Below are 19,777 nucleotides of genomic sequence, written 5' to 3'. Positions count from 1 at the left end.
CAAGGCCCGGTGCTTCGCATTCGAATGTAAGACCCTATTGGCCTGCGATCAATACCAGCCGACGGCGACTTGCGCTTCCTCGGACATCCGGTCCGGCGTCCATGGCGGGTCGAATGTCATGGACACCTCGACACCCGAAACGCCTTCGACAGTGCCGACCGCGTTCTCGACCCAGCCCGGCATTTCGCCGGCCACCGGGCAGCCGGGCGCCGTCAGCGTCATGGCGATCTTCACCATGCGGTCGTCCTCGATGTCGATCTTGTAGATCAGGCCGAGTTCGTAGATATCCGCCGGGATTTCCGGGTCGTAGACCGTCTTCAGCGCGGAGATCACGTCGTCCGACAGCCGCGCCAGTTCTTCCGGCGGGATGGCCGACTGGACGATCCCATCACGGGCATCCGGCGTTTCGCCTGTCGTGTCGGCCGGGGTCTCTAGGGTCATGCTCGTATCCTCACGCAAAGAATTTCCGCGCCTGTTCCAGCGCAGCGACCAGCACGTCGACTTCGGCGCGCGTGTTGTAAAGCCCGAACGAGGCCCGGCAGGTGGACGTCACGCCGAACCGCTTGAGAAGCGGCATGGCGCAATGCGTACCGGCCCGCACCGCGACGCCGGCACGGTCGATGACCGTGGAAACGTCATGGGCATGCACCCCTTCGATTTCAAAGGAGAAGATACCACCCTTGCCCGGTGCTTGTCCTATAACGCGGAGCGCATTGACCGACTGAAGCCGCTCGGCCGCATAGGCGGCGAGATCCGCCTCATGCCGCGCGATCCTGTCGCGACCGATCCCGTCCATATAGTCGAGCGCAACACCGAGCCCGATCGCCTGTACGATCGGCGGCGTACCCGCCTCGAAACGATGCGGCGGCTCGTTGTAGCTGATCGCGTCCTCGCTGACGTCGATAATCATTTCACCGCCGCCCATGAAGGGACGCATCTCGGCCAGCCGCTCCTTCTTGCCGTAAAGCACGCCGATACCCGAGGGGCCATAGAGCTTGTGGCCGGTCATGACGTACCAGTCGCAATCGATGTCCTGAACGTCCACCGGCATGTGCACGGCCGCCTGGCTGCCATCGACCAGAACCGGGATGCCGCGCTCATGCGCGATACGGCAGATCTCCTTGACATCAACGATCGTGCCGAGCGCGTTCGACATATGCGTGATCGCCACCAGCTTCGTCTTCGGCGTCAGGCATTTGACAAAGTCGTCGATGTGGAACACGCCTTGATCGTCCACCGGCGCCCAGACGAGCTTGGCGCCCTGCCGCTCGCGGATGAAGTGCCAGGGCACGATGTTGGAGTGATGCTCCATGATCGAGATCAGGATCTCGTCATCTGCACCGAGTTTCGGCATGCCCCAGCCATAGGCGACCGTGTTGATCGCCTCGGTGGAGGACTTGGTGAACACGATGTCATCGACGGACGGCGCGTTCAGGAACCGCCGCACCTTCTCGCGCGACAGCTCATAGGCATCCGTCGCGGCATTCGACAGGAAATGCAGGCCGCGATGGACATTGGCATATTCATTGGCATAGGCGTGGCTGATCGCGTCGATGACGGCCTGCGGCTTCTGGGCCGAGGCGCCATTGTCGAGATAGACAAGTGGCTTGCCGTAAACGGTCCGCGAAAGGATCGGGAAATCCTGCCGTATCCGCTCGACGTCATATGTCTCTAGGGAAACCGTCTGGTCCATGGTGCCTCTGCTTTCTGCCTTTGTCCGAGCGCGTGCCTGATACGATCAGGCGTGGCGCGCCAGCCATTCGGAGATGATGAGCTCCAGCGGCTCGATCAGCGGTTCACTCTCCAGCTCCTCGACGATCTCGTCCACGAAGGCGTTGACCAGCATGGCACGCGCCCGGCTTTCCGGAATACCGCGGGCCTGGAGATAATAGAGATGCGTCGGGTTCAGGTCGATCACTGTTGCGCCATGGCCGCACTGCACGTCGTCGGCAAAGATTTCGAGTTCGGGCTTTGCGGAGAAATCCGCATCGTCCGAAAGCAACAGCGTGTTGCATGCCATCTTCGCATCCGTCTTCTGCGCATCCTGCGCCACACGGATCTGCCCCTGAAACACGCCGCGTGCCCGGTCGAAGAGCACATTGCGGATGATCTCGGTCGAGGTCGTGTTCGCAACGTCATGGCCCAGCGTGAACGTGACGTCCGTCAGCGTATCACCGCCCATCAGGTTGATGCCGCGCAGCTTGAAGTCCGAGCCTTCACCCGTCACCACGCCATGCACTTCCTGACGCACCAGCTTGCCACCGGCATTGATGACGAACAGCTTGAAGGACGCGTTTTCGCCCAGCTCGAAATTGAGCTGACCGAGATGCGTATCGTCGTCGCCCTGCTGCTGCAGCAGGATCCACGTCACCTCGGCACCCGCCTCGATGATGAGATCGGAGACCGACGAAACGAGGCTTGGCTTGCCATCGACCGACAGATGCCGCTCGATCACGGTCGCCTTGGAACCGGCCCCGAAGGTCACCGGAAAGCGGCTGTGGCTCTGCCCGGCACTCTGGACGATCTGAAGCTCCAGCGGCTGGAGGAGAACGGTGTCTTCCGGGATCTCGATCTCGAAACCATCGCGAACGAAGGTGCCGTTGATGCGACCGATGGCATCTTCCGCATTCCGTTCGACCAGATCGCCGGCTGCCGTGCCATCGAGCAGGCTCTCGCCATATCGCTTGACGACGACGCCCTGCGGCACATCGCCAACGTCGGCCCGGCCATTGAGCACCGTCAGCACGGACGAGCCGATAGCCAGAGGTGCGACCGCTTCCGCGAAGGCAGACCCGTCAAAGGCGGGAACGTTGCGCAGCAATGCGCGCAGATCCGTGTAATGCCACGCCTCCAGACGTCGCGTCGGCAGGCCGGCATCCTTCAGGTCGGACAGCAGCAGGTCGCGCGCCGAGAGAACGGCGCCGTCGCCCGGCAGGTCGCTCAGCTGGTGGTTATACGCTTCGAGCAGCGCCGTTTCGGCCGCCGTTCGCGTGATCGTGTTTTGAATGTTCATGAGCAAACGCTCCTTCAAGCCGCCGCGCCGATGATGTCGGCATAGCCGTTGGCTTCCAGATCCAGCGCCAGCGACTTGTCGCCGGTCTTGATGACCTGGCCCTTGTAGAGGACATGGACCGTATCCGGCACGATATATTCCAGCAGGCGCTGGTAATGCGTGATGACGATCACGGCGCGATCCGGCGACCGCAGAGCGTTCACGCCATCGGACACGATCTTCAGTGCGTCGATGTCGAGGCCCGAATCGGTTTCGTCGAGAATGCAGAGGCTTGGCGCGAGCAGCGCCATCTGCAGGATCTCGGCGCGCTTCTTCTCACCGCCGGAGAAGCCGACATTGAGCGGCCGCTTCAGCATATCCGGGTTAATCTTCAGCTCGGCGGCCGCTTCCTTGACCCGGCGGATGAAATCCGGGGTCTTCAGCTCTTCCTCGCCGCGATACTTCCGCTGCTCGTTCATCGCCACCTTCAGGAACTGCATGGTGGCAACGCCCGGGATTTCGACCGGGTACTGGAAGGCGAGGAAGATGCCCTTTGCGGCACGCTCCGACGCGTCGAGCTCAAGAATGCTCTCGCCGTTGTACAGAATGTCGCCCTCGGTAACCTCATAGTCTTTGCGGCCCGAAAGAATGTACGACAGCGTCGATTTCCCCGAACCATTCGGCCCCATGATGGCCGCAACTTCCCCGGCCTTCACGGTCAGGTTCAATCCGCGAATGATCTCGGTGCCATCCTCGGCGATCCGGGCATGGAGGTTTCTGATTTCAAGCATTGGTCATTCCTTCCGGCGGCCAGTGGCGATCACGACCAATGGCTTATTTGATCCTGAAAGACGATGGCAAAACCACGGTGCAACCCGCGAACGTCATCCTCGGGCTTGTCCCGAGGATCTGCCGTCGTCTCAATTGTAACTGCCCCACATTATAGTGTTTAAATGCGGACAATATGGATTGTCGATTTCATCAATATGTTCAAACAGATCGGTCCACGTTGGATTGAGGCCCTCGATCAGTTTCATTTTCCACTCCCGCCGATACCGTTTCAGCGACTTTTCCCGCTGTATCGCCAGGACAATGTTCGGATGGCGTTCAAACCACACCAGCTTTTCCACTCTGTATTTTGCCGTAAACCCCTCGTGTACATGATCCCGATGCTCCCGCACCCGTCCCGCCAAATCGCTCGTCACGCCTGTGTAAATCACGCCGCGAGGCTTATCGGTCATCATGTAAACAAAACCCGACAACTCTGTCTCCATGGACGCCGGATCAGATCCTCGGGACAAGCCCGAGGATGACGAAGAGAGCAAAGCGGTCCTAGAGCTGCATCAGCCCACAGACCCCTCAAGCGAAATCCCGATCAGCTTCTGCGCTTCGACCGCAAATTCCATCGGCAGTTCCTGGATGACTTCCTTGACGAAACCGTTGACGATCAGCGCGATCGCCGCTTCTTCCGGGATGCCGCGCTGCAGGCAGTAGAACAGCTGGTCCTCGGAGATCTTGGAGGTCGTCGCCTCGTGCTCGAACTGCGCCGTCGAGTTCTTCGCCTCGATGTAGGGCACCGTATGCGCGCCACAGCGATCGCCGATCAGGAGCGAATCGCACTGGGTGAAGTTGCGCGCGTTCGTCGCCTTGCGATGGGCCGAGACCTGGCCGCGATAGGTGTTCTGCGACACGCCGGCGGCGATACCCTTGGAGATGATGCGGCTCGACGTGTTCTTGCCGAGATGGATCATCTTCGTGCCACTGTCGATCTGCTGGTGGCCGTTCGAGACCGCGATCGAGTAGAACTCGCCGCGGCTGTCGTCGCCGCGCAGGATGCAGGACGGGTACTTCCAGGTGATTGCGGAGCCGGTTTCAACCTGCGTCCACGAGATCTTCGACCGGTTGCCGCGGCAATCGCCGCGCTTGGTGACGAAGTTGTAGATGCCGCCCTTGCCGTCCTTATCGCCCGGATACCAGTTCTGGACCGTCGAATACTTGATCTCGGCATCGTCGAGCGCAACGAGCTCGACCACGGCCGCATGCAGCTGGTTCTCGTCGCGCTGCGGTGCCGTGCAGCCTTCGAGATAGGAGACGTAAGCGCCCTCTTCCGCGATGATCAGCGTCCGTTCGAACTGACCGGTGCCCTTTTCATTGATGCGGAAATATGTGGACAGCTCCATCGGGCAGCGAACGCCCTTGGGAACAAAGACGAACGAGCCGTCGGTGAAGACCGCCGAATTCAGCGTCGCATAGTAGTTGTCCGTGGTCGGAACCACGGTGCCGAGATACTTCTTCACAAGGTCCGGATGCTCGCGGACGGCTTCCGAGATCGACATGAAGATCACGCCGGCCTTCTTCAGCTCTTCCTTGAAGGTCGTGACGACCGACACCGAGTCGAACACCGCATCGACCGCGATCTTCGAAGTCTTTACGCCGGCCAGCAATTCCTGCTCGCGCAGGGGAATGCCGAGCTTCTCATAGATCTTCAGGATCTCCGGATCGACATCGTCGATGGAGGTCGGGCCGGGCGTGCTCTTCGGCGCGGCGTAATAGGAGATCGCGTTGAAGTCGATCTTCGGATAGTTGACGCGCGCCCAGTCCGGCTCGGTCAGCGTCAGCCAGCGGCGATAGGCCTCCAGACGCCATTCGAGCATCCAGTCGGGCTCATCCTTCTTGGCGGAAATGAACCGGATGATCTCTTCGGAAAGGCCGTTCGGGGCCTTGTCCATCTCGATCATCGATTCGAAACCATACTTGTACTGGTCAACGTCGATCAGCTTCACCTGATCGATTGTTTCCTGCACGGCAGCCATGTCATTCTCCCGTCTTGCCGGATGTCAAGGATCCGGCCCTCTGTGAGGCACGATTGTGTCGTGCCGTCTATGTAATGGGCCGAGCGGGCAGTTTCACCCTTTTTCGGCCACGGAAACTCAGCTTTCACACGCTTTCTTTAGGCCGCCGCGATATTCGACCGGCGGCGCCCGGCGATCCGGGCAAAGATGTCGATAACGCGGTCGATCTCCTCGACCGTTGTTGTGGGCCCGATCGAGATACGCAGCGCCCCAAGCGACGGATCTTGCCCCATCGCCATCAGCACGTGGCTCTGCCCCACCTTGCCCGAAGAGCAGGCCGATCCGGCAGACAGGGCAACCCCTTCCAGATCGAAAGCGATCTGCCCCGTCTCGGCTTTCAACCCGGGAAGGCTGAAGAATGTCGTATTCCCCACCCGCGGGGTATCGGCGCCATGGATCAGGACGTCCGGTGCAGCTCTCCGCATACCGGCTTCCAGCCTGTCGCGCAAAGTCGTGACCTGCGAAGGGTAAACACCAAGCGCATCCTTTGCCGCACGCGCTGCTGCGCCGAATCCGGCAAGCGCCGCCGGATTCTCGGTGCCGGAGCGATGCCCCTTTTCCTGCCCACCACCATGGATCAGCGGCCGGGGCATCAGCACCTCGCCGCGTGCGACAAGCGCACCAGCCCCTTTCGGGCCGCCGATCTTGTGCGAGGCAAGAATGAGAAAATCCGCACCCAGATCCGAGATCGACACCGGCACGCGGCCGATGGCCTGAACGGCATCCACGACCAGCAAACCGCCTGCCGCCTTCACACGCTCGGAAACCTGCGCGATCGGCTGGATAACACCGGTCTCGTTGTTGACGAGCATGACGGCCACCATCGGAATGCCCTCTTCCCGCGGATGGGCCGCCAGAGCCCGATCAAGCGCATCGAGATCGATCGTTCCCGCCTGTGTGACCGGCAATTCCTGGACACGATCTTGCGGGAAGCGTCCACCCTCACGCACGGCGGGATGCTCGATGGCCGAAACATAAAGCCGCCCGATGCCGAGCGGTGTCCGGCCCATGCGGAAATCCGGGGTCAACACCATATTGGCCGCTTCCGTCGCACCGCTGGTAAAGGTGACGCAGGCAGGCTCGGCCTCGCAGAGCGCAGCCACGTCACGCCGCGCAGCCTCGATCACCGTCTTCAGCCGACGGCCTTCCGCGTGAACGGAGGAACCGTTGCCTGTCAGGTCGAACGCGTACAGGAACGCGTCGCGCACGACGGCCGAGATCGGCGCCGTTGCGTTCCAGTCCATGTAGATCCGTGCCATGGCCATATCGACCGTCCGTATCCTCTCCCTCACGCATCGCGCGTCAGGTGATCTGTTCTTGCCAAAAGCGTCCGCCGGCCCATCTAAACCGGAGCAGGCACCGCATTTTCCTTGAAGTTTTCGCTTCGCTTGCCGTAAGAGACGACACCTGCACGCAGGTCGTGCAAAGTTTTGAATGGTTCTAAACTGGTTTTAGAAAAGCTGAGTGCTTTCGTCAAGACTGCTCGGCCGTCTTATCCGCTTATCGGAACCATGCTCACGCCGGAGACCCAATGCCCGAAGTCATTTTCAACGGACCCGCTGGCCGACTGGAAGGCCGCTATCAGCCTTCCAAGCAGAAGAATGCCCCGATTGCGATCGTTCTGCACCCCCACCCCCAGTTCGGCGGGACGATGAACAATCAGATCGTCTATCAGCTTTTCTATATGTTCCAGAAGCGCGGCTTTACCACACTGCGGTTCAACTTCCGCTCTATCGGCCGCAGCCAGGGCGAGTTCGATCACGGCGCAGGCGAACTGTCCGATGCCGCCTCGGCGCTCGACTGGGTGCAGAGCATGCATCCGGACAGCAAGAGCTGCTGGGTCGCAGGCTATTCATTCGGCTCGTGGATCGGCATGCAACTTCTGATGCGCCGCCCCGAGATCGAAGGCTTCATCTCGGTCGCCCCGCAGCCCAACACCTACGACTTCTCGTTCCTGGCACCCTGCCCCTCCTCCGGCCTGATCATCAACGGCGATGTCGACAAGGTTGCACCGGAAAAGGACGTCAACACGCTGGTCGAGAAGCTGAAGACCCAGAAGGGCATCCTGATCACGCACCGCATCATCCCCGGCGCCAACCACTTCTTCAACGGCCAGGTGGATACGCTGATGGGCGAGTGCGAAGACTACCTCGATCGCCGCCTGAATGGCGAACTGACGCCGGAGCCTGCAGCCAAGCGTATTCGCTAAAGCCAATGGCAAACGTCGTTATCGATACGAATGTGCTGACAAGTGCCTGTATCGGTCGCGGCGCCTCTTCGAAGATCATCGAGCTTTGCCTTTTGAAGACATTGACGCCGGCTCTGTCGGCGTCGCTTTTCCTGGAGTACAGAGACGTCCTGTCCCGTGAGGCGATTTTTGGCAGGGCGCGTCTCGACAGTCTGGAACGCAGCCTGCTGCTGCGCGCCTTTGTATCGACGTGCCGATGGCACGACATATATTTCAGCTGGCGGCCGAACCTCGTCGATGAAGCCGACAATCACGTTTTCGAATTGGCTGTTGCCGCAAACGGCGCTACGATCGTTACGAACAATATCCGGGACTTTCGGTCCATGGATCTCAAGTTCCCGGAGATCGTCATCGAAACGCCCCAGTCGCTGTTGCAAAGGATGATGCCATGAACGCGATCGTCATTCCGGTATCCCAAGACACGGCGGAGAAGGTTGCGCGCATTGCCGGCGAACGTGGCGTGAGCGTCGAGACATTGATGTCGGACGTCGCTGTGCATTTGGTCGAACAATTCGAAACCCACAAGCTCTACCTCAAAGAGGCCGAACGTGGACGCCACGAGATCGACGAAGCCTTGGAGCTTCTGAGACGTCCTTGATCCCCGTCGATCAGGGCTTTGGATTGAGAATGCCCCCGCTCACCGGCTCCCGCACGCCCGTCGTCCCCGGAAACGTCAAGGACAGACCGCGCAGCGACCGCACCGCGAGATAGGCCCAGGCCTCCGCCTCCATCGCGCCACCATCCAGCCCCACGGCATCGGATGATACGACGCGTGCGCCGCTTTCCGCAGCCAGCGCCGAAAGCTCATCCATGATGACCGGATTGAGCCGGCCTCCTCCCGAGACGATATAGGTCTTCGGCCGGGTCGGCAGATGCGTCGCGCAGCGCAGGATCGCAGCACCTGTGACATAGGCGAGCGTGCGGGCGCCGTCTTCCAGCGAGACCTCGCCCTTGGCAGGTGGCGCGAAATCACCGCGATCAAGCGAACGGCGAAGATTGCCCGAAAAGAACGCATGGTTCAGGTATCGCGCTGCAAGATCAGGCACGACGGCGCCAGCCGCAGCAACGGCACCGCCGGCATCGAACACCCCGCCGCCATGGGCCTCAATCCACTGGTCGATCAGCATGTTTCCGGGTCCGCTGTCGAAGGCCGAGAGGTGTCCATCGTCACCAACGAAGGTCAGGTTGGAAATACCGCCGATATTGACGAACACGACAGGCCCTTCGAGATCGCCCGGCAGATTGGCGGCAAGCGCCTGATGATAGACCGGGATGAGCGGCGCGCCCTGCCCGCCGGCCACCATGTCCGCCGCTCGCATGTCATGGATGACGTCGATCCCTGTTTCCGCCGCCAGGAGAGCCCCGTCGCCGATCTGCACGGTCAGCCCCACGTCCGGCCGGTGCAGCACCGTCTGCCCGTGGAAACCGATCACATCGATATCAGAGAACTTCAGCCCGTGCGCATGGAGGAAGTCGTGAACGGCAACGCCATGCAGCAGCGTCAGGTCCCGCTCGATGCGCGCAAGGTCTTCCGGACGCTCTGCCCGATGCCGGATCGCGCCGGCCATCACAAGCGCTGCCTTCAGCCTTGCACGAAAGCCGCTGTCATAGGAAAGCCCGTGCGACGGGCCGCGCCTGACGATCGCCTCGCCGTCGGTCTCCACGAGCGCGATGTCGATCCCGTCCATGCTGGTACCGCTCATGAGCCCGATCGCCGTCTTCACCGCCGTCATTTCATGTCACTCCCGCCGAATCGCGTCGGCGATCCCTGTCTGCAACATTCATGACCGAGACGGATGCACTTCGCAAAAAACAATGCTAAAGGCCCGGCTTCCGCCAGATTGAAGAGTTCAGGTCCATGTCCAGGTTCAAGTCCGATTTCCTCCGCACCCTCGACGAGCGCGGCTTTCTCCACCAGCTCTCCGATGAGAGCGGGCTGGACGCGCTGTTCCAGAAGGAGGTCGTGACGGCCTATATCGGCTATGATCCGACCGCATCCAGCCTGCATGTCGGCCACCTCACCCAGATCATGATGCTGCACTGGCTGCAGGAAACCGGCCATCGGCCGCTCTCTCTGATGGGCGGCGGCACCGGCATGGTGGGCGATCCCTCCTTCAAGGAAGAAGCCCGCAAACTGATGACGGTGGAAACGATCGAGGAGAACATCGCCTCGATCAAGCGCTGCTTTGCCAACTACCTCGACTATGACAAGCCCGGCAACGCCGCGCTGATGGTCAACAACGCCGAATGGCTGCGTCCGCTCAACTACCTCGAGTTCCTGCGCGATGTCGGCCGGCACTTCTCCGTCAATCGCATGCTCTCTTTCGACAGTGTCAAGACCCGGCTCGACCGCGAGCAGTCGCTCTCGTTCCTCGAATTCAACTACATGATCCTGCAGGCCTACGACTTCGTGGAACTGGCCAAGCGCTACGACTGCCGACTGCAGATGGGCGGCTCCGACCAGTGGGGCAACATCGTCAACGGCATCGATCTCGGCCACCGCATGGGCACGCAGCAGCTCTACGCGCTCACCTCGCCGCTGCTCACCACGTCGTCGGGCGCGAAGATGGGCAAGTCGGCTTCCGGCGCGATCTGGCTGAACGCCGAATTGCTGCCGGTCTATGATTTCTGGCAGTATTGGCGCAACACGGAAGATGCCGATGTCGGCCGCTTCCTCAAGCTCTTCACGACGCTGCCCATGGACGAGATCGCAAAGCTCACGGCGCTCGGCGGTGCCGAGATCAACGAGGCGAAGAAGACGCTGGCAACCGAGGTCACCGCGATCCTGCACGGCCGCGCCGCCGCGGAAGCGGCTGCCGAGACCGCGCGCAAGACCTTCGAGGAAGGCGCGCTCGCCGAAGACCTGCCGTCCATCACGATCCCGGCCGCCGAACTCGACGCCGGCCTCGGGCTCCTGACGCTGATCGTCCGCTCCGGGCTCGCCGCCTCCAACGGCGAAGCCCGCCGCCATATCCAGGGTAGCGCCGTCCGCATCAACGATGTCGCGATCTCAGACGAGCGCAAGGCCATCGGCACAAGCGAACTGACCGCAGACGGCGTGATCAAGCTGTCGCTCGGCAAGAAGAAACACATCCTCGTTCGCCCGTCGTAAGACGAGCAACAAGCAATCCTATCGAGACTTACGCCGAGGCATCGGGCAGCAATCCCTGCCCGATGCCTTTTGCGTTCAGCCGCACGCACACTCCCCGTCCTCAGTTGAACTCGAAAATATTCCGGAACACGCCCGGCGCGATGATCGACAGGGGGTTGATGGTCAGGTTCGGTTTGGTGAAGGAGCCTGTCAGCTTGAAGGTGATGCCGAGCAGGCCGCGGTCGCGGCCGTTGCCGAGAAGGGTGCCGATCAGCGGCAGTTCGCTGAAGAGGCGATTGAGGCCGTAGGCCGGCATGAAGGTGCCGGTCATGTCGATCTTGCCGTTCGGGTCGCGCACCACGCCCTGAAACGTTGCGCCGACGTCGCTGCCACGCACGACGCCATTGTCGAGGGCGATCTGCCCGCCGTCGAGCGCCAGATTGGCAAAGCCGCGCTCGAACTTCGCCGAGCTCATGTCGATATCCTTCTTGACCGCCTGGTTCAGGCTCCGCCCATCGGATGTCGAGGGAGAGGAGACCATCGACTGCAGCCGCTGCTCGTTGACGAGCGCGAATTTGCGGATATCGAGCGTTCCACGCCAGGAATTGCCGCCGCGGTCCCGGAGCTTCAGGTTCAAAAGGCCGCCGCGCATGTTGGCGTAGATATCGGCGAACCGGGCAAGAGCGCCTGCATCGCCGCTCGTCAGCTGCACGATATTGTCGGCGCCGGACGCCACGAGATCGCCGACCACGGCCTGTCCGGTGGAGGTCACCGCCTTCAGCTTCAGTCCCTCGATCGCCTTTCCGCGGGCGGTGTACGTCAGGTTGACGTTGGAGAGCGTTTCCGAGTGAAAACCTTGTACGCTCTCCAGCGAGGCATCGATCGAGATGCGCTTGGCCGCCGCTTGGGAAACGTCGCCTTTCGCGCCCGGCGACTTCAGGCTGTCGATGACCGAGCGAATATCGGCCGAGGTGCCGTTGACGGTCACGCCGTAGCCGCTCTTTTGCCGCTTCACCGAGACGGCGTAGTTGTCGCCGGCAGCAAGCCGCACGGAGGTGAGGTCTGCGGCGGCCAGGCCGGCCTTGTCGATGGTGATCGATCCGCCGGCCCCAAAGCTCTCGCCCGAGATCTTGAAGTCGCTGATCGACGTCACCCCGTCCCTCGTCACCGCCGAAAGGCTCGAGGTCGCCGGCACGCCGCGCCCCTTGCTCCAGCCGATCCACGGCAGAGAGAGGGTCGCACCTTCCAGATCGACCTTGACCACCTGCCGGTCACCCTCCTGCAGGTCCACGTCGAGACCGACCGGTCCATCGACGATGCCGGAGAGCCCCGGTGCGAACTTGGCGAGCGCGCCGTCGGGCAAGGTGCCGGAGACGGTGCGGCTGCGCTTGACCGGGCTGTTCGCCCCGATCGGTTCCACCGCGTCGAGCTTCATCGTGACGCCATCGACCGCGGCCTTCGCGTCGAGAACGGCGTGCTGAGGGTCGATGCGCAACGTTCCGTCGATATCGGAAATCTCGCGGCCGGCCATCGGCGTCTTCAGCGAAACGCCGTTCAGGCGCATTTCCGCCTGCCATTCCGGCGGCGGCGGGTGCTGGTCGCGGGCAAGCCCGAACCGGGCACCGACATCCGCCGTCATGGGGCCGGAGAAGTCCTCCGCCTTGAATGGGGTCTTCTGCAGGGCTTCCAGAGGCCGATAGCTCACGAGTTCGGCGATCGCATCCGCCTCGCCGGTCACCTGCAGCTTGAGTTCCGCCATCAACGGCTTGGCATAGGTATTCGGGAGGATGAGGTTTCCGCCATTGAGCGTCACCGTCCGCCCGGACGGAAAATAAGCCGTGCCGCTGTTGATATCCACCTGCGCGCGCTCGCCCCGCAGCATGAAATGCCCCGTCGCGTCGCGCAGCGGCGGTATGTCGCCGGCAATGTTGACTCGCGCGCCACCGATGTCGAAATCGATCGTCAATTCATCTGCGCCGAACTCGACCGGGCCGGCGGTCTCCGCCAGACGCCCTTCCTCGATCGCCAGCTGGATCTTGCCGTTGTTGACGGTGCCGCCGAAGATATTTGAAATCACCCAGGCACGGGCCTTCTTCCCGACCCACCAGGGCCAGAGCTGCTTGATGCCGGCCGTCTGCATGTCCGTGGTCAGGCCCGCAAAGTTGATCTGCGGCGACGTGTTCGAAAAGGCGATCGAAAGGGAGCCTGCAAAGGTGCCGAGGTTGCTGGCGACGGAAAGCTCGCGGAACAACAGTGCATGCCGCTCGGACTGGAAGTCGCCCGCGACCTTCGCATCGAAGGTCAGCGGCGGCTCGTTGACGTCGATCGGGGCGGATGTTCCGCCCTTCACCAGCACGTCGATACTGAAACCCTTCGGCAGGGCCAGCGAGATCGGGTCCGAGGGCAGCGTTTCCTGCGAAAGCGTCGCGGCCGGCGCCATGGATGCCGCGCTCGCCGAATCGATATCGCGGACGGAACCGCTGAACGGGAACACCGACTTGCCGAGCCGGACCGTCGAGGTGTTCACCTCGATGCTGCCGCGATCGAAATCATAAGCGAGATTGACATTGGACGGCAGGAGATCGGATTGCAGGCCGCTTGCGACGAAGACGCCCTGATCGAGAGCGCCCGACATTGTCAACTCGGGCGCAACGCCTTCGCCGGCCCGCACGGCAGACAGGTTGATCGAGGCCTTGGTATCGAGCCCGAACGGTGGCTCGGTCGCGGTCTCCGCGCGGTAGAGAAGGGCCGAGGTGGGCAGGCCGGTCACGGCGCCGCCGAGGCGGACGATGCGTCCCTTGTCACTGTCGGCCGTCAGCTGCAGCGCTGTCGATGTCCCGTCGATCGCGGCATCGCCGCGGATTGTCATGGACCCGTTCTCGGCACGGGCAAAATCGAGAGAGTGAACGTCGAGCTTCACCACGCGGTTGCGCGGCCCCGAAAGCGGCAGCATTACGTCGGCGATGCGCACCACCTGCGTGCCACTGCGGGCGATCAGGCTGGAGATCGTATCCATCTGCGCAAAGACCGCCTCCATCGCCCCGCTGACATCGGCGATGCGGATGCCGGTGAGGTCGAGAGGCTTGCCCTGCGGCAGGATGGCCGGCGCGAGACGCGCACCTTCCGCCTCGATGCGAGAGACGGAAATCTTGCCGGACAGGAGCGAAAGCGGATCGAGCTCGATAAAGACCGATTCGGTCGTCAGCAGCTGCTCGTCGGAGGCATTGCGCTTCAGCGAAACATCCTGCGCCTTCAGCGCCAGCGCGCCGTCACCGGTCAGGCGCACCACGGTGCTTCCGACATCGACATGATAGGCGTCGCCGAGCGCATTGTTCAGCGCTGCCTGGGCCCGCGTGTTCAAAATACGGTCGATCCCCCCGACTTCCACGGCGACGACGAGGCCGGCGGCAAGCAGGATGAGGACGGAGACGAGCCCGAGAACACCCTTGACGCACCGGCGCGGCCACCGGCGGCGCGTGGTCGTATGCAGGATGCAGGGATCGTGCGCCTGGGCCGAAGGCAGCGAATGCAACGCGACGATGTCCTCCTTGCGGAAGACGGTCTTTTCACCCCGGATCTCACTCATGAGCGGTGTCGGCCTCTGCGAAGGTCGAAAAATGCATGTCTCGGCAATATCCCGTGGCTCGAGGCGTAAGCCCTATTTAACAAATCAATGAGGCCATCGACCTATCCTGCCTTTCGGCAAACGATGCGGCAACCGCCGTTATTCTCTTGCGCCACGAAAGCCGTGTGCGCCGATGAACATGATGCCCATGACCATGATGTAGGACACGAGCCGTCAAACCGCCGTCCATGATCGGCCATTCTCCCAGCGGGGATGACGGCGTGCTGCTTTGCACCATATAAGTGAGGCAACAAATGGTCGGAACGACGTCTTTCATCATCCGCTGACAGACCTTACAGAAAACAGGAGCCAACATGACCGTCATCGCCACAGGCGCCAAGGCGCCGGACTTCACTCTGCCGCGGGACGGCGGCGGAACCGTCTCGCTCGCCGAACAGGCGGGCCGCCAGGTCGTGCTCTTCTTCTATCCCAAGGACGACACCACCGGCTGCACGGCCGAATCGATCGCATTCACGGCGAACATCAAGGCGTTCGAGGCCGCCAATGCGGTCGTGATCGGCATGTCGCCCGATTCGGCAAAGAAGCACGACAAGTTCGTCGCCAAGCACGACCTCGCCGTGATTCTCGCGGCGGACGAGGACAAGACGACGCTTGAAGCCTATGGCGTCTGGGCCGAGAAAAGCATGTACGGCAAGAAATACATGGGTGTGGAGCGTACCACCGTTCTCATCGGACCGGACGGCGTCGTCACGCGCGTTTGGGAAAAGGTCAAGGTTCCCGGCCACGCCGAAGAGGTCCTCGCCGCCGTTCAGGCCGCAACCGCGTGAGGGACGGGGCGATGACGGGTAGCGCGCCGGAGGCGCCGTCCTCCGGCAGCGTAGCGACGGGTTCGCTCGCGATGCGATCGCTGCGCGACGGTGCCGCGCTCGCCATTCGCGCCTCCGATCTCGACCTCAAGGCCGACCTTGCCCAGGAGGCCGCGCGTCGCTGGAGCGAGCGGCGCCTGTCGCTGCGCTCGCCGCTCGACACACCCGTACCCGTCCGCCCCGGTCGCCCGGAAAAGCCGGAGCTGATCCCGCCCCAGCGTGTGCCGCGCCGGGCGCTGACGACGCTGCGCGGGCGCATCGCCCTACTCCATGCCATTGCCCATATCGAGCTGAACGCCGTCGATCTCGCGCTCGACATCGTCGCGCGGTTTTCGACGGAGCGTGTGCCGAACTCGTTCTTCGATGGCTGGATGCGGGTCGCCTTCGAGGAGGCGAAGCATTTCCGGCTGGTGCGCAATCGCCTGCGCGATCTCGGCGCCGATTATGGAGACCTTCCGGCCCATGACGGGCTGTGGCAGGCCGCGCACGACACGCGCAACGACCTAACCGCGCGCCTTGCCGTCGTTCCCCTCATCCTCGAAGCCCGTGGCCTCGACGTGACGCCCGCTCTCCAGGAAAAGATGCGCCAATCCGGCGACGACGCCAGTGCCGCCGTGCTCGACATCATCTACGAGGACGAGAAGAGCCATGTGGCCGTCGGTGCGAAATGGTTTCGCTTCCTCTGCGCCCGCGAAGGAAAGGACCCGGCCCGCGCCTTTCAGGATCTCGTTCGCGCCAATTTCCGCGGCCCCCTGAAGGCGCCGTTCAACGATGTCGCCCGCGCAGAAGCCGGACTGACGCCGTCCTTCTACCGCTCGATGACGGCCTCGGTGAACATCTGAGACAGTGCATTCACCGGGCGACATCAAGCAAATATTAACCTTAACAAGGTCTACTCCGCACATGGATTAAGGGCATGCTGCGGGAGTAAATTGTGTCTCAGAGTTCGGGAAGCCCGATATTCGGCAAGCGCAAGGAACAGCCGATCCTGATCCTCGCCCGTGGTGAAAAAGTCCACCACATGACGGTGCGCCCGTGGATGACCGCCGTCGGCGTCTCGCTCGGCGCCCTCTTTGCCATCGGTTACCTCGCCTCGACCTCATATCTCGTCCTGCGTGACGACCTCATCGGCGGCACCATGGCGCGTCAGGCGCGCATGCAGCACGACTACGAGGATCGCATCTCGGCGCTGCGCGCCCAGGTCGATCGCGTCACCAGCCGCCAACTGCTCGACCAGCAGGTGGTGGAGGAAAAGGTCGAGAAACTTCTCCAGCAGCAACAGGCCCTCACCTCGCGCCACGGCAAGCTCGGCTCCCTCATCGAGCGCGCTGAGGAATCCGGTCTTGCCGATCCCGGCACCGACAAGGTCGAGACCGAAAAGCATGCGGACGCCACCGGCGGCATCCAGGCCATCGAACGCCTGATGGGCCTTGCCGCGAAGACCGCGCCCAAGGGGCCGGCGCTTGCCTATGCCGCCCCCTTCACCCGCACCGACGCGCGCGGCGGCGATACGATCACCGATCGCGCCGACCGCCTGTTCTCGCGCGTCACCCATTCTCTGAAGGATATAGAGCGCTCGCAGAAGGACAGGATCGCGACGCTCACGTCCGGCGCCATCAACGCAACCGATGCCATCGAGACCATCGTCGCCCGCACGGGCCTCTCCGTCACGCCCGATCCGGCAGATGCCGACGAGGCGCAAGTACGGAGCGGCGGAGGCGGCACGGATACCGCCATGGGCGGCCCTTATGTCGAGCCGGAAACGAAGGATGTCTTCGACCGTCAGCTGGTCGAACTCGATACCGCGCTCGTGCGCCTCGAACAGGTGCGCGGCGAAGTCCGCAAGTTGCCGTTCAGCAACCCGGCGCCGCAGAGCGACATCACCAGCCAGTTCGGCAATCGCATGGATCCGTTTCTCGGCCGACTGGCGCTGCACGCCGGCATCGATTTCCGGGTCGCCACCGGCACCAGCGTCCGCTCGACGGCGCCGGGCAAGGTCGTCGTTGCCGGCCGCAACGGCGGCTATGGCAATATGGTCGAGATCGATCATGGCAACGGCGTCAGCACGCGCTACGGGCATCTCTCGACCATTCTCGTCAATGTCGGCGACGTCGTGAAGGCCGGGGACGCCATCGCGCGCTCCGGCAGCACCGGCCGCTCCACCGGCCCGCACCTCCATTACGAGGTCCGGCTTCACGGCGATGCCGTCGATCCGATGCGCTTCCTGAATGCGGGGATGAAGCTCAGCAGCTATATCGACTGAAACGCTTCCCAAAAAGAAATTCCGTCCCATATTCAGGGTGTTCGAGCCGGTTTCCCCGACTTGACGCGTCTCGATCGCCGCAAAGCGCCAGTTTTCTTGACTTTCCGCAAGCTTGGGCCTATGAGCGCCCACGACGGACCTCGAGAGCGCGGCCCGCGGCACCAGAGTTCGTTAGAACCGGAACGGAAACAGATTTCCCTTTGACAACGTTTGCTGATCTTGGCCTGAGCCAAAAAGTTCTCTCCGCCGTCACCGATGCGGGCTACACGATCCCGACGCCCATCCAGGCGAACGCCATTCCGCCGGCGCTGATGCGCCGCGATATCCTTGGGATCGCGCAGACGGGAACGGGCAAGACGGCCTCCTTCGTGCTGCCCATGCTGACGCTGCTCGAAAAGGGCCGCGCCCGGGCGCGCATGCCGCGCACGCTGATCATGGAACCGACTCGTGAACTCGCCGCGCAGGTCGCCGAGAACTTCGAGAAGTACGGCAAGAATCACAAGCTCAACATTGCGCTTCTCATCGGCGGCGTCTCGTTCGACGAACAGGACCGCAAGCTGGAGCGCGGCGCCGACGTGCTGATCTGCACGCCCGGCCGCCTGCTCGACCATTGCGAGCGCGGCAAGCTGCTGATGACGGGCGTCGAGATCCTCGTCATCGACGAAGCCGACCGCATGCTGGACATGGGCTTCATCCCCGATATCGAGCGCATCGCCAAGCTCATCCCCTTCACGCGTCAGACGCTGTTCTTCTCGGCCACAATGCCGCCGGAAATCCAGAAGCTGGCCGATCGCTTCCTGCAGAACCCCGAGCGCATCGAGGTCGCCCCGCCCTCCTCGACCGCCAAGACCGTGACGCAACGCTTCGTCGCCACGCACGGCAAGGATTACGAGAAGCGCGCCATCCTGCGCGATCTCATCCGCTCGCAGGACGAGTTGAAGAACGCGATCATCTTCTGCAACCGCAAGCTCGATGTCGCCGATCTCTTCCGCTCGCTCACCCGCCACGGCTTCTCCGTCGGTGCGCTGCATGGCGACATGGACCAGAGCTCGCGCACCAAGATGCTCGCGGGCTTCAAGGACAACGCGATCACGCTGCTCGTCGCCTCCGACGTCGCCGCCCGCGGCCTCGACATCCCGGATGTGAGCCACGTGTTCAATTTCGACGTTCCGATCCATGCCGAAGATTACGTCCACCGGATCGGCCGCACGGGCCGCGCAGGGCGCTCGGGCGCTGCCTTCACGCTGGTCAGCCGTCGCGATGTGAAAGCGGCCGATGCGATCGAAAAGCTCATCGATCAGAAGATCGAATGGCACAATGGCGGTCTCGACGATCTGCCGGCGCCGATGGAAAGCACCGACAGCGGTCGTTCCGAGAAGAAGGGCGGCCGTGACGGCAAGCGTCGCGGACGCGAGCGGGAGCGCGATCATGCCCCGCGCCACGTCGTGGACCACAATCCCGATGCGCAGCGCCCCTACGGTACGAAGCCGGATGGCTACAGCGCTGAAAGCTACAAGCCGGATGCGGTGAAGGCGGAAGCCATCAAGGCCGCCGGTCACAAGCCTGACATCAAGACAGACGATACTCATCTCCAGACCGAATCGGTGCAGCCAAGGATTGAACCCGTGAGAGCAGAACGCAAGGCAGACCCGAAGCCGCAGAACGCCGGCCCCCGGAACCATCGCCCGGCGTCGCCTGCCAACGACGACAATCGCGACCGCCGCAATCGCTACCGCCGCGACCATGACGACGGCCCGACCCCGGTCGGCTTCGGCGACGAAATTCCCGCCTTCATGCTGGTTGCCGGCAAGGCCTGATCGGCTTTTCTGAGACAGCTCAAGCGCAGTGTGTTCCATGAACCGCTGCGCTTCTTGCGTTC

Annotated in this window: 17 protein-coding genes; 8 read left to right on the top strand and 9 right to left on the bottom strand. The window is 62.6% G+C overall.

Going from position 1 to position 19,777, the window contains the following annotated elements:
- Positions 1–48: 48 nt before the first annotated feature.
- The 7 genes from C8J33_RS03970 to C8J33_RS03940 form a co-directional block, all read right to left on the bottom strand.
- Positions 49–441: an SUF system Fe-S cluster assembly protein gene (locus tag C8J33_RS03970; RefSeq protein ID WP_110798940.1), complete on the bottom strand. Its 393-nt coding sequence runs from the start codon at positions 439–441 to the stop codon at positions 49–51.
- Between the two features lie 10 nt (positions 442–451).
- Positions 452–1,693 carry a cysteine desulfurase gene (locus C8J33_RS03965; protein ID WP_132663206.1) on the bottom strand — a complete coding sequence of 414 codons (1,242 nt, stop codon included), beginning with the start codon at positions 1,691–1,693 and terminating at the stop codon, positions 452–454.
- A 45-nt stretch (positions 1,694–1,738) separates the two neighbouring features.
- The gene (gene sufD / locus C8J33_RS03960) at positions 1,739–3,013 is read right to left on the bottom strand and encodes a Fe-S cluster assembly protein SufD (protein WP_132663205.1); all 1,275 of its coding nucleotides are present in this window, start codon (positions 3,011–3,013) and stop codon (positions 1,739–1,741) included.
- A 14-nt stretch (positions 3,014–3,027) separates the two neighbouring features.
- Positions 3,028–3,783, bottom strand: a complete 756-nt coding sequence (gene sufC, locus C8J33_RS03955) for a Fe-S cluster assembly ATPase SufC (protein ID WP_062593062.1) — start codon at positions 3,781–3,783, stop codon at positions 3,028–3,030.
- A 129-nt stretch (positions 3,784–3,912) separates the two neighbouring features.
- Entirely contained in the window at positions 3,913–4,254 is a 342-nt protein-coding gene (locus tag C8J33_RS03950; protein ID WP_132663204.1) for a GIY-YIG nuclease family protein, read from the bottom strand.
- Between the two features lie 81 nt (positions 4,255–4,335).
- Positions 4,336–5,805 (bottom strand): Fe-S cluster assembly protein SufB, encoded by a 1,470-nt coding sequence (gene sufB / locus C8J33_RS03945; protein WP_110727906.1) that lies wholly within the window; start codon positions 5,803–5,805, stop codon positions 4,336–4,338.
- 137 nt (positions 5,806–5,942) lie between these two features.
- Entirely contained in the window at positions 5,943–7,109 is a 1,167-nt protein-coding gene (locus tag C8J33_RS03940; RefSeq protein ID WP_132663203.1) for a cysteine desulfurase family protein, read from the bottom strand.
- A gap of 266 nt (positions 7,110–7,375) precedes the next feature.
- Here C8J33_RS03940 and C8J33_RS03935 point away from each other — a divergent pair, with 266 nt between their 5' ends.
- From C8J33_RS03935 to C8J33_RS03925, 3 genes are read left to right on the top strand one after another with little or no spacing between them, the layout of a single operon-like run.
- Complete coding sequence (locus C8J33_RS03935; RefSeq protein ID WP_110798945.1) at positions 7,376–8,053, top strand: alpha/beta hydrolase; 678 nt, start codon at positions 7,376–7,378, stop codon at positions 8,051–8,053.
- A gap of 5 nt (positions 8,054–8,058) precedes the next feature.
- Positions 8,059–8,484: a putative toxin-antitoxin system toxin component, PIN family gene (locus C8J33_RS03930; protein WP_132663202.1), complete on the top strand. Its 426-nt coding sequence runs from the start codon at positions 8,059–8,061 to the stop codon at positions 8,482–8,484.
- Positions 8,481–8,690, top strand: coding sequence for a hypothetical protein (locus C8J33_RS03925; RefSeq protein ID WP_132663201.1), 210 nt, complete (start codon positions 8,481–8,483; stop codon positions 8,688–8,690). Before C8J33_RS03930 ends, C8J33_RS03925 begins: the two co-directional genes overlap by 4 nt.
- Before the next feature lie 10 nt (positions 8,691–8,700).
- Here C8J33_RS03925 and C8J33_RS03920 read toward each other — a convergent pair whose 3' ends face one another.
- Positions 8,701–9,825 carry an anhydro-N-acetylmuramic acid kinase gene (locus C8J33_RS03920; RefSeq protein WP_132663200.1) on the bottom strand — a complete coding sequence of 375 codons (1,125 nt, stop codon included), beginning with the start codon at positions 9,823–9,825 and terminating at the stop codon, positions 8,701–8,703.
- A gap of 125 nt (positions 9,826–9,950) precedes the next feature.
- Here C8J33_RS03920 and tyrS point away from each other — a divergent pair, with 125 nt between their 5' ends.
- Positions 9,951–11,204, top strand: coding sequence for a tyrosine--tRNA ligase (tyrS, locus tag C8J33_RS03915; protein ID WP_132663199.1), 1,254 nt, complete (start codon positions 9,951–9,953; stop codon positions 11,202–11,204).
- Positions 11,205–11,304: 100 nt separating this feature from the next.
- Here tyrS and C8J33_RS03910 read toward each other — a convergent pair whose 3' ends face one another.
- Entirely contained in the window at positions 11,305–14,769 is a 3,465-nt protein-coding gene (locus C8J33_RS03910) for a DUF3971 domain-containing protein (RefSeq protein WP_132663198.1), read from the bottom strand.
- A gap of 353 nt (positions 14,770–15,122) precedes the next feature.
- Here C8J33_RS03910 and C8J33_RS03905 point away from each other — a divergent pair, with 353 nt between their 5' ends.
- The 4 genes from C8J33_RS03905 (at position 15,123) to C8J33_RS03890 (ending at position 19,715) form a co-directional block, all read left to right on the top strand.
- Positions 15,123–15,596, top strand: a complete 474-nt coding sequence (locus tag C8J33_RS03905; protein WP_132441872.1) for a peroxiredoxin — start codon at positions 15,123–15,125, stop codon at positions 15,594–15,596.
- Positions 15,597–15,667: 71 nt separating this feature from the next.
- On the top strand, positions 15,668–16,477 hold the full coding sequence (locus tag C8J33_RS03900) for a ferritin-like domain-containing protein (RefSeq protein ID WP_132664442.1): 810 nt from the start codon (positions 15,668–15,670) through the stop codon (positions 16,475–16,477).
- Between the two features lie 92 nt (positions 16,478–16,569).
- Entirely contained in the window at positions 16,570–17,898 is a 1,329-nt protein-coding gene (locus C8J33_RS03895; RefSeq protein ID WP_245507048.1) for a M23 family metallopeptidase, read from the top strand.
- A 200-nt stretch (positions 17,899–18,098) separates the two neighbouring features.
- Positions 18,099–19,715 carry a DEAD/DEAH box helicase gene (locus C8J33_RS03890; protein ID WP_132447321.1) on the top strand — a complete coding sequence of 539 codons (1,617 nt, stop codon included), beginning with the start codon at positions 18,099–18,101 and terminating at the stop codon, positions 19,713–19,715.
- Positions 19,716–19,777 lie beyond the last annotated feature (62 nt).

It is taken from the genome of Rhizobium sp. PP-CC-3G-465 (assembly GCF_004343445.1).
Lineage (GTDB): Bacteria > Pseudomonadota > Alphaproteobacteria > Rhizobiales > Rhizobiaceae > Ferranicluibacter > Ferranicluibacter rubi.
The sequence above is the reverse complement of the archived record's forward strand: the minus strand, read 5'-3'. Positions and strand labels throughout refer to the sequence as shown.

Coding starts and splice junctions, on each gene's coding strand:
- C8J33_RS03970 (WP_110798940.1), bottom strand. CDS start 441: ATGACCCTAGAGACCCCGGCCGACACGACAGGCGAAACGCCGGATGCC.
- C8J33_RS03965 (WP_132663206.1), bottom strand. CDS start 1,693: ATGGACCAGACGGTTTCCCTAGAGACATATGACGTCGAGCGGATACGG.
- sufD (WP_132663205.1), bottom strand. CDS start 3,013: ATGAACATTCAAAACACGATCACGCGAACGGCGGCCGAAACGGCGCTG.
- sufC (WP_062593062.1), bottom strand. CDS start 3,783: ATGCTTGAAATCAGAAACCTCCATGCCCGGATCGCCGAGGATGGCACC.
- sufB (WP_110727906.1), bottom strand. CDS start 5,805: ATGGCTGCCGTGCAGGAAACAATCGATCAGGTGAAGCTGATCGACGTT.
- C8J33_RS03940 (WP_132663203.1), bottom strand. CDS start 7,109: ATGGCCATGGCACGGATCTACATGGACTGGAACGCAACGGCGCCGATC.
- C8J33_RS03935 (WP_110798945.1), top strand. CDS start 7,376: ATGCCCGAAGTCATTTTCAACGGACCCGCTGGCCGACTGGAAGGCCGC.
- C8J33_RS03930 (WP_132663202.1), top strand. CDS start 8,059: ATGGCAAACGTCGTTATCGATACGAATGTGCTGACAAGTGCCTGTATC.
- C8J33_RS03925 (WP_132663201.1), top strand. CDS start 8,481: ATGAACGCGATCGTCATTCCGGTATCCCAAGACACGGCGGAGAAGGTT.
- C8J33_RS03920 (WP_132663200.1), bottom strand. CDS start 9,825: ATGACGGCGGTGAAGACGGCGATCGGGCTCATGAGCGGTACCAGCATG.
- tyrS (WP_132663199.1), top strand. CDS start 9,951: ATGTCCAGGTTCAAGTCCGATTTCCTCCGCACCCTCGACGAGCGCGGC.
- C8J33_RS03910 (WP_132663198.1), bottom strand. CDS start 14,769: ATGAGTGAGATCCGGGGTGAAAAGACCGTCTTCCGCAAGGAGGACATC.
- C8J33_RS03905 (WP_132441872.1), top strand. CDS start 15,123: ATGACCGTCATCGCCACAGGCGCCAAGGCGCCGGACTTCACTCTGCCG.
- C8J33_RS03900 (WP_132664442.1), top strand. CDS start 15,668: ATGCGATCGCTGCGCGACGGTGCCGCGCTCGCCATTCGCGCCTCCGAT.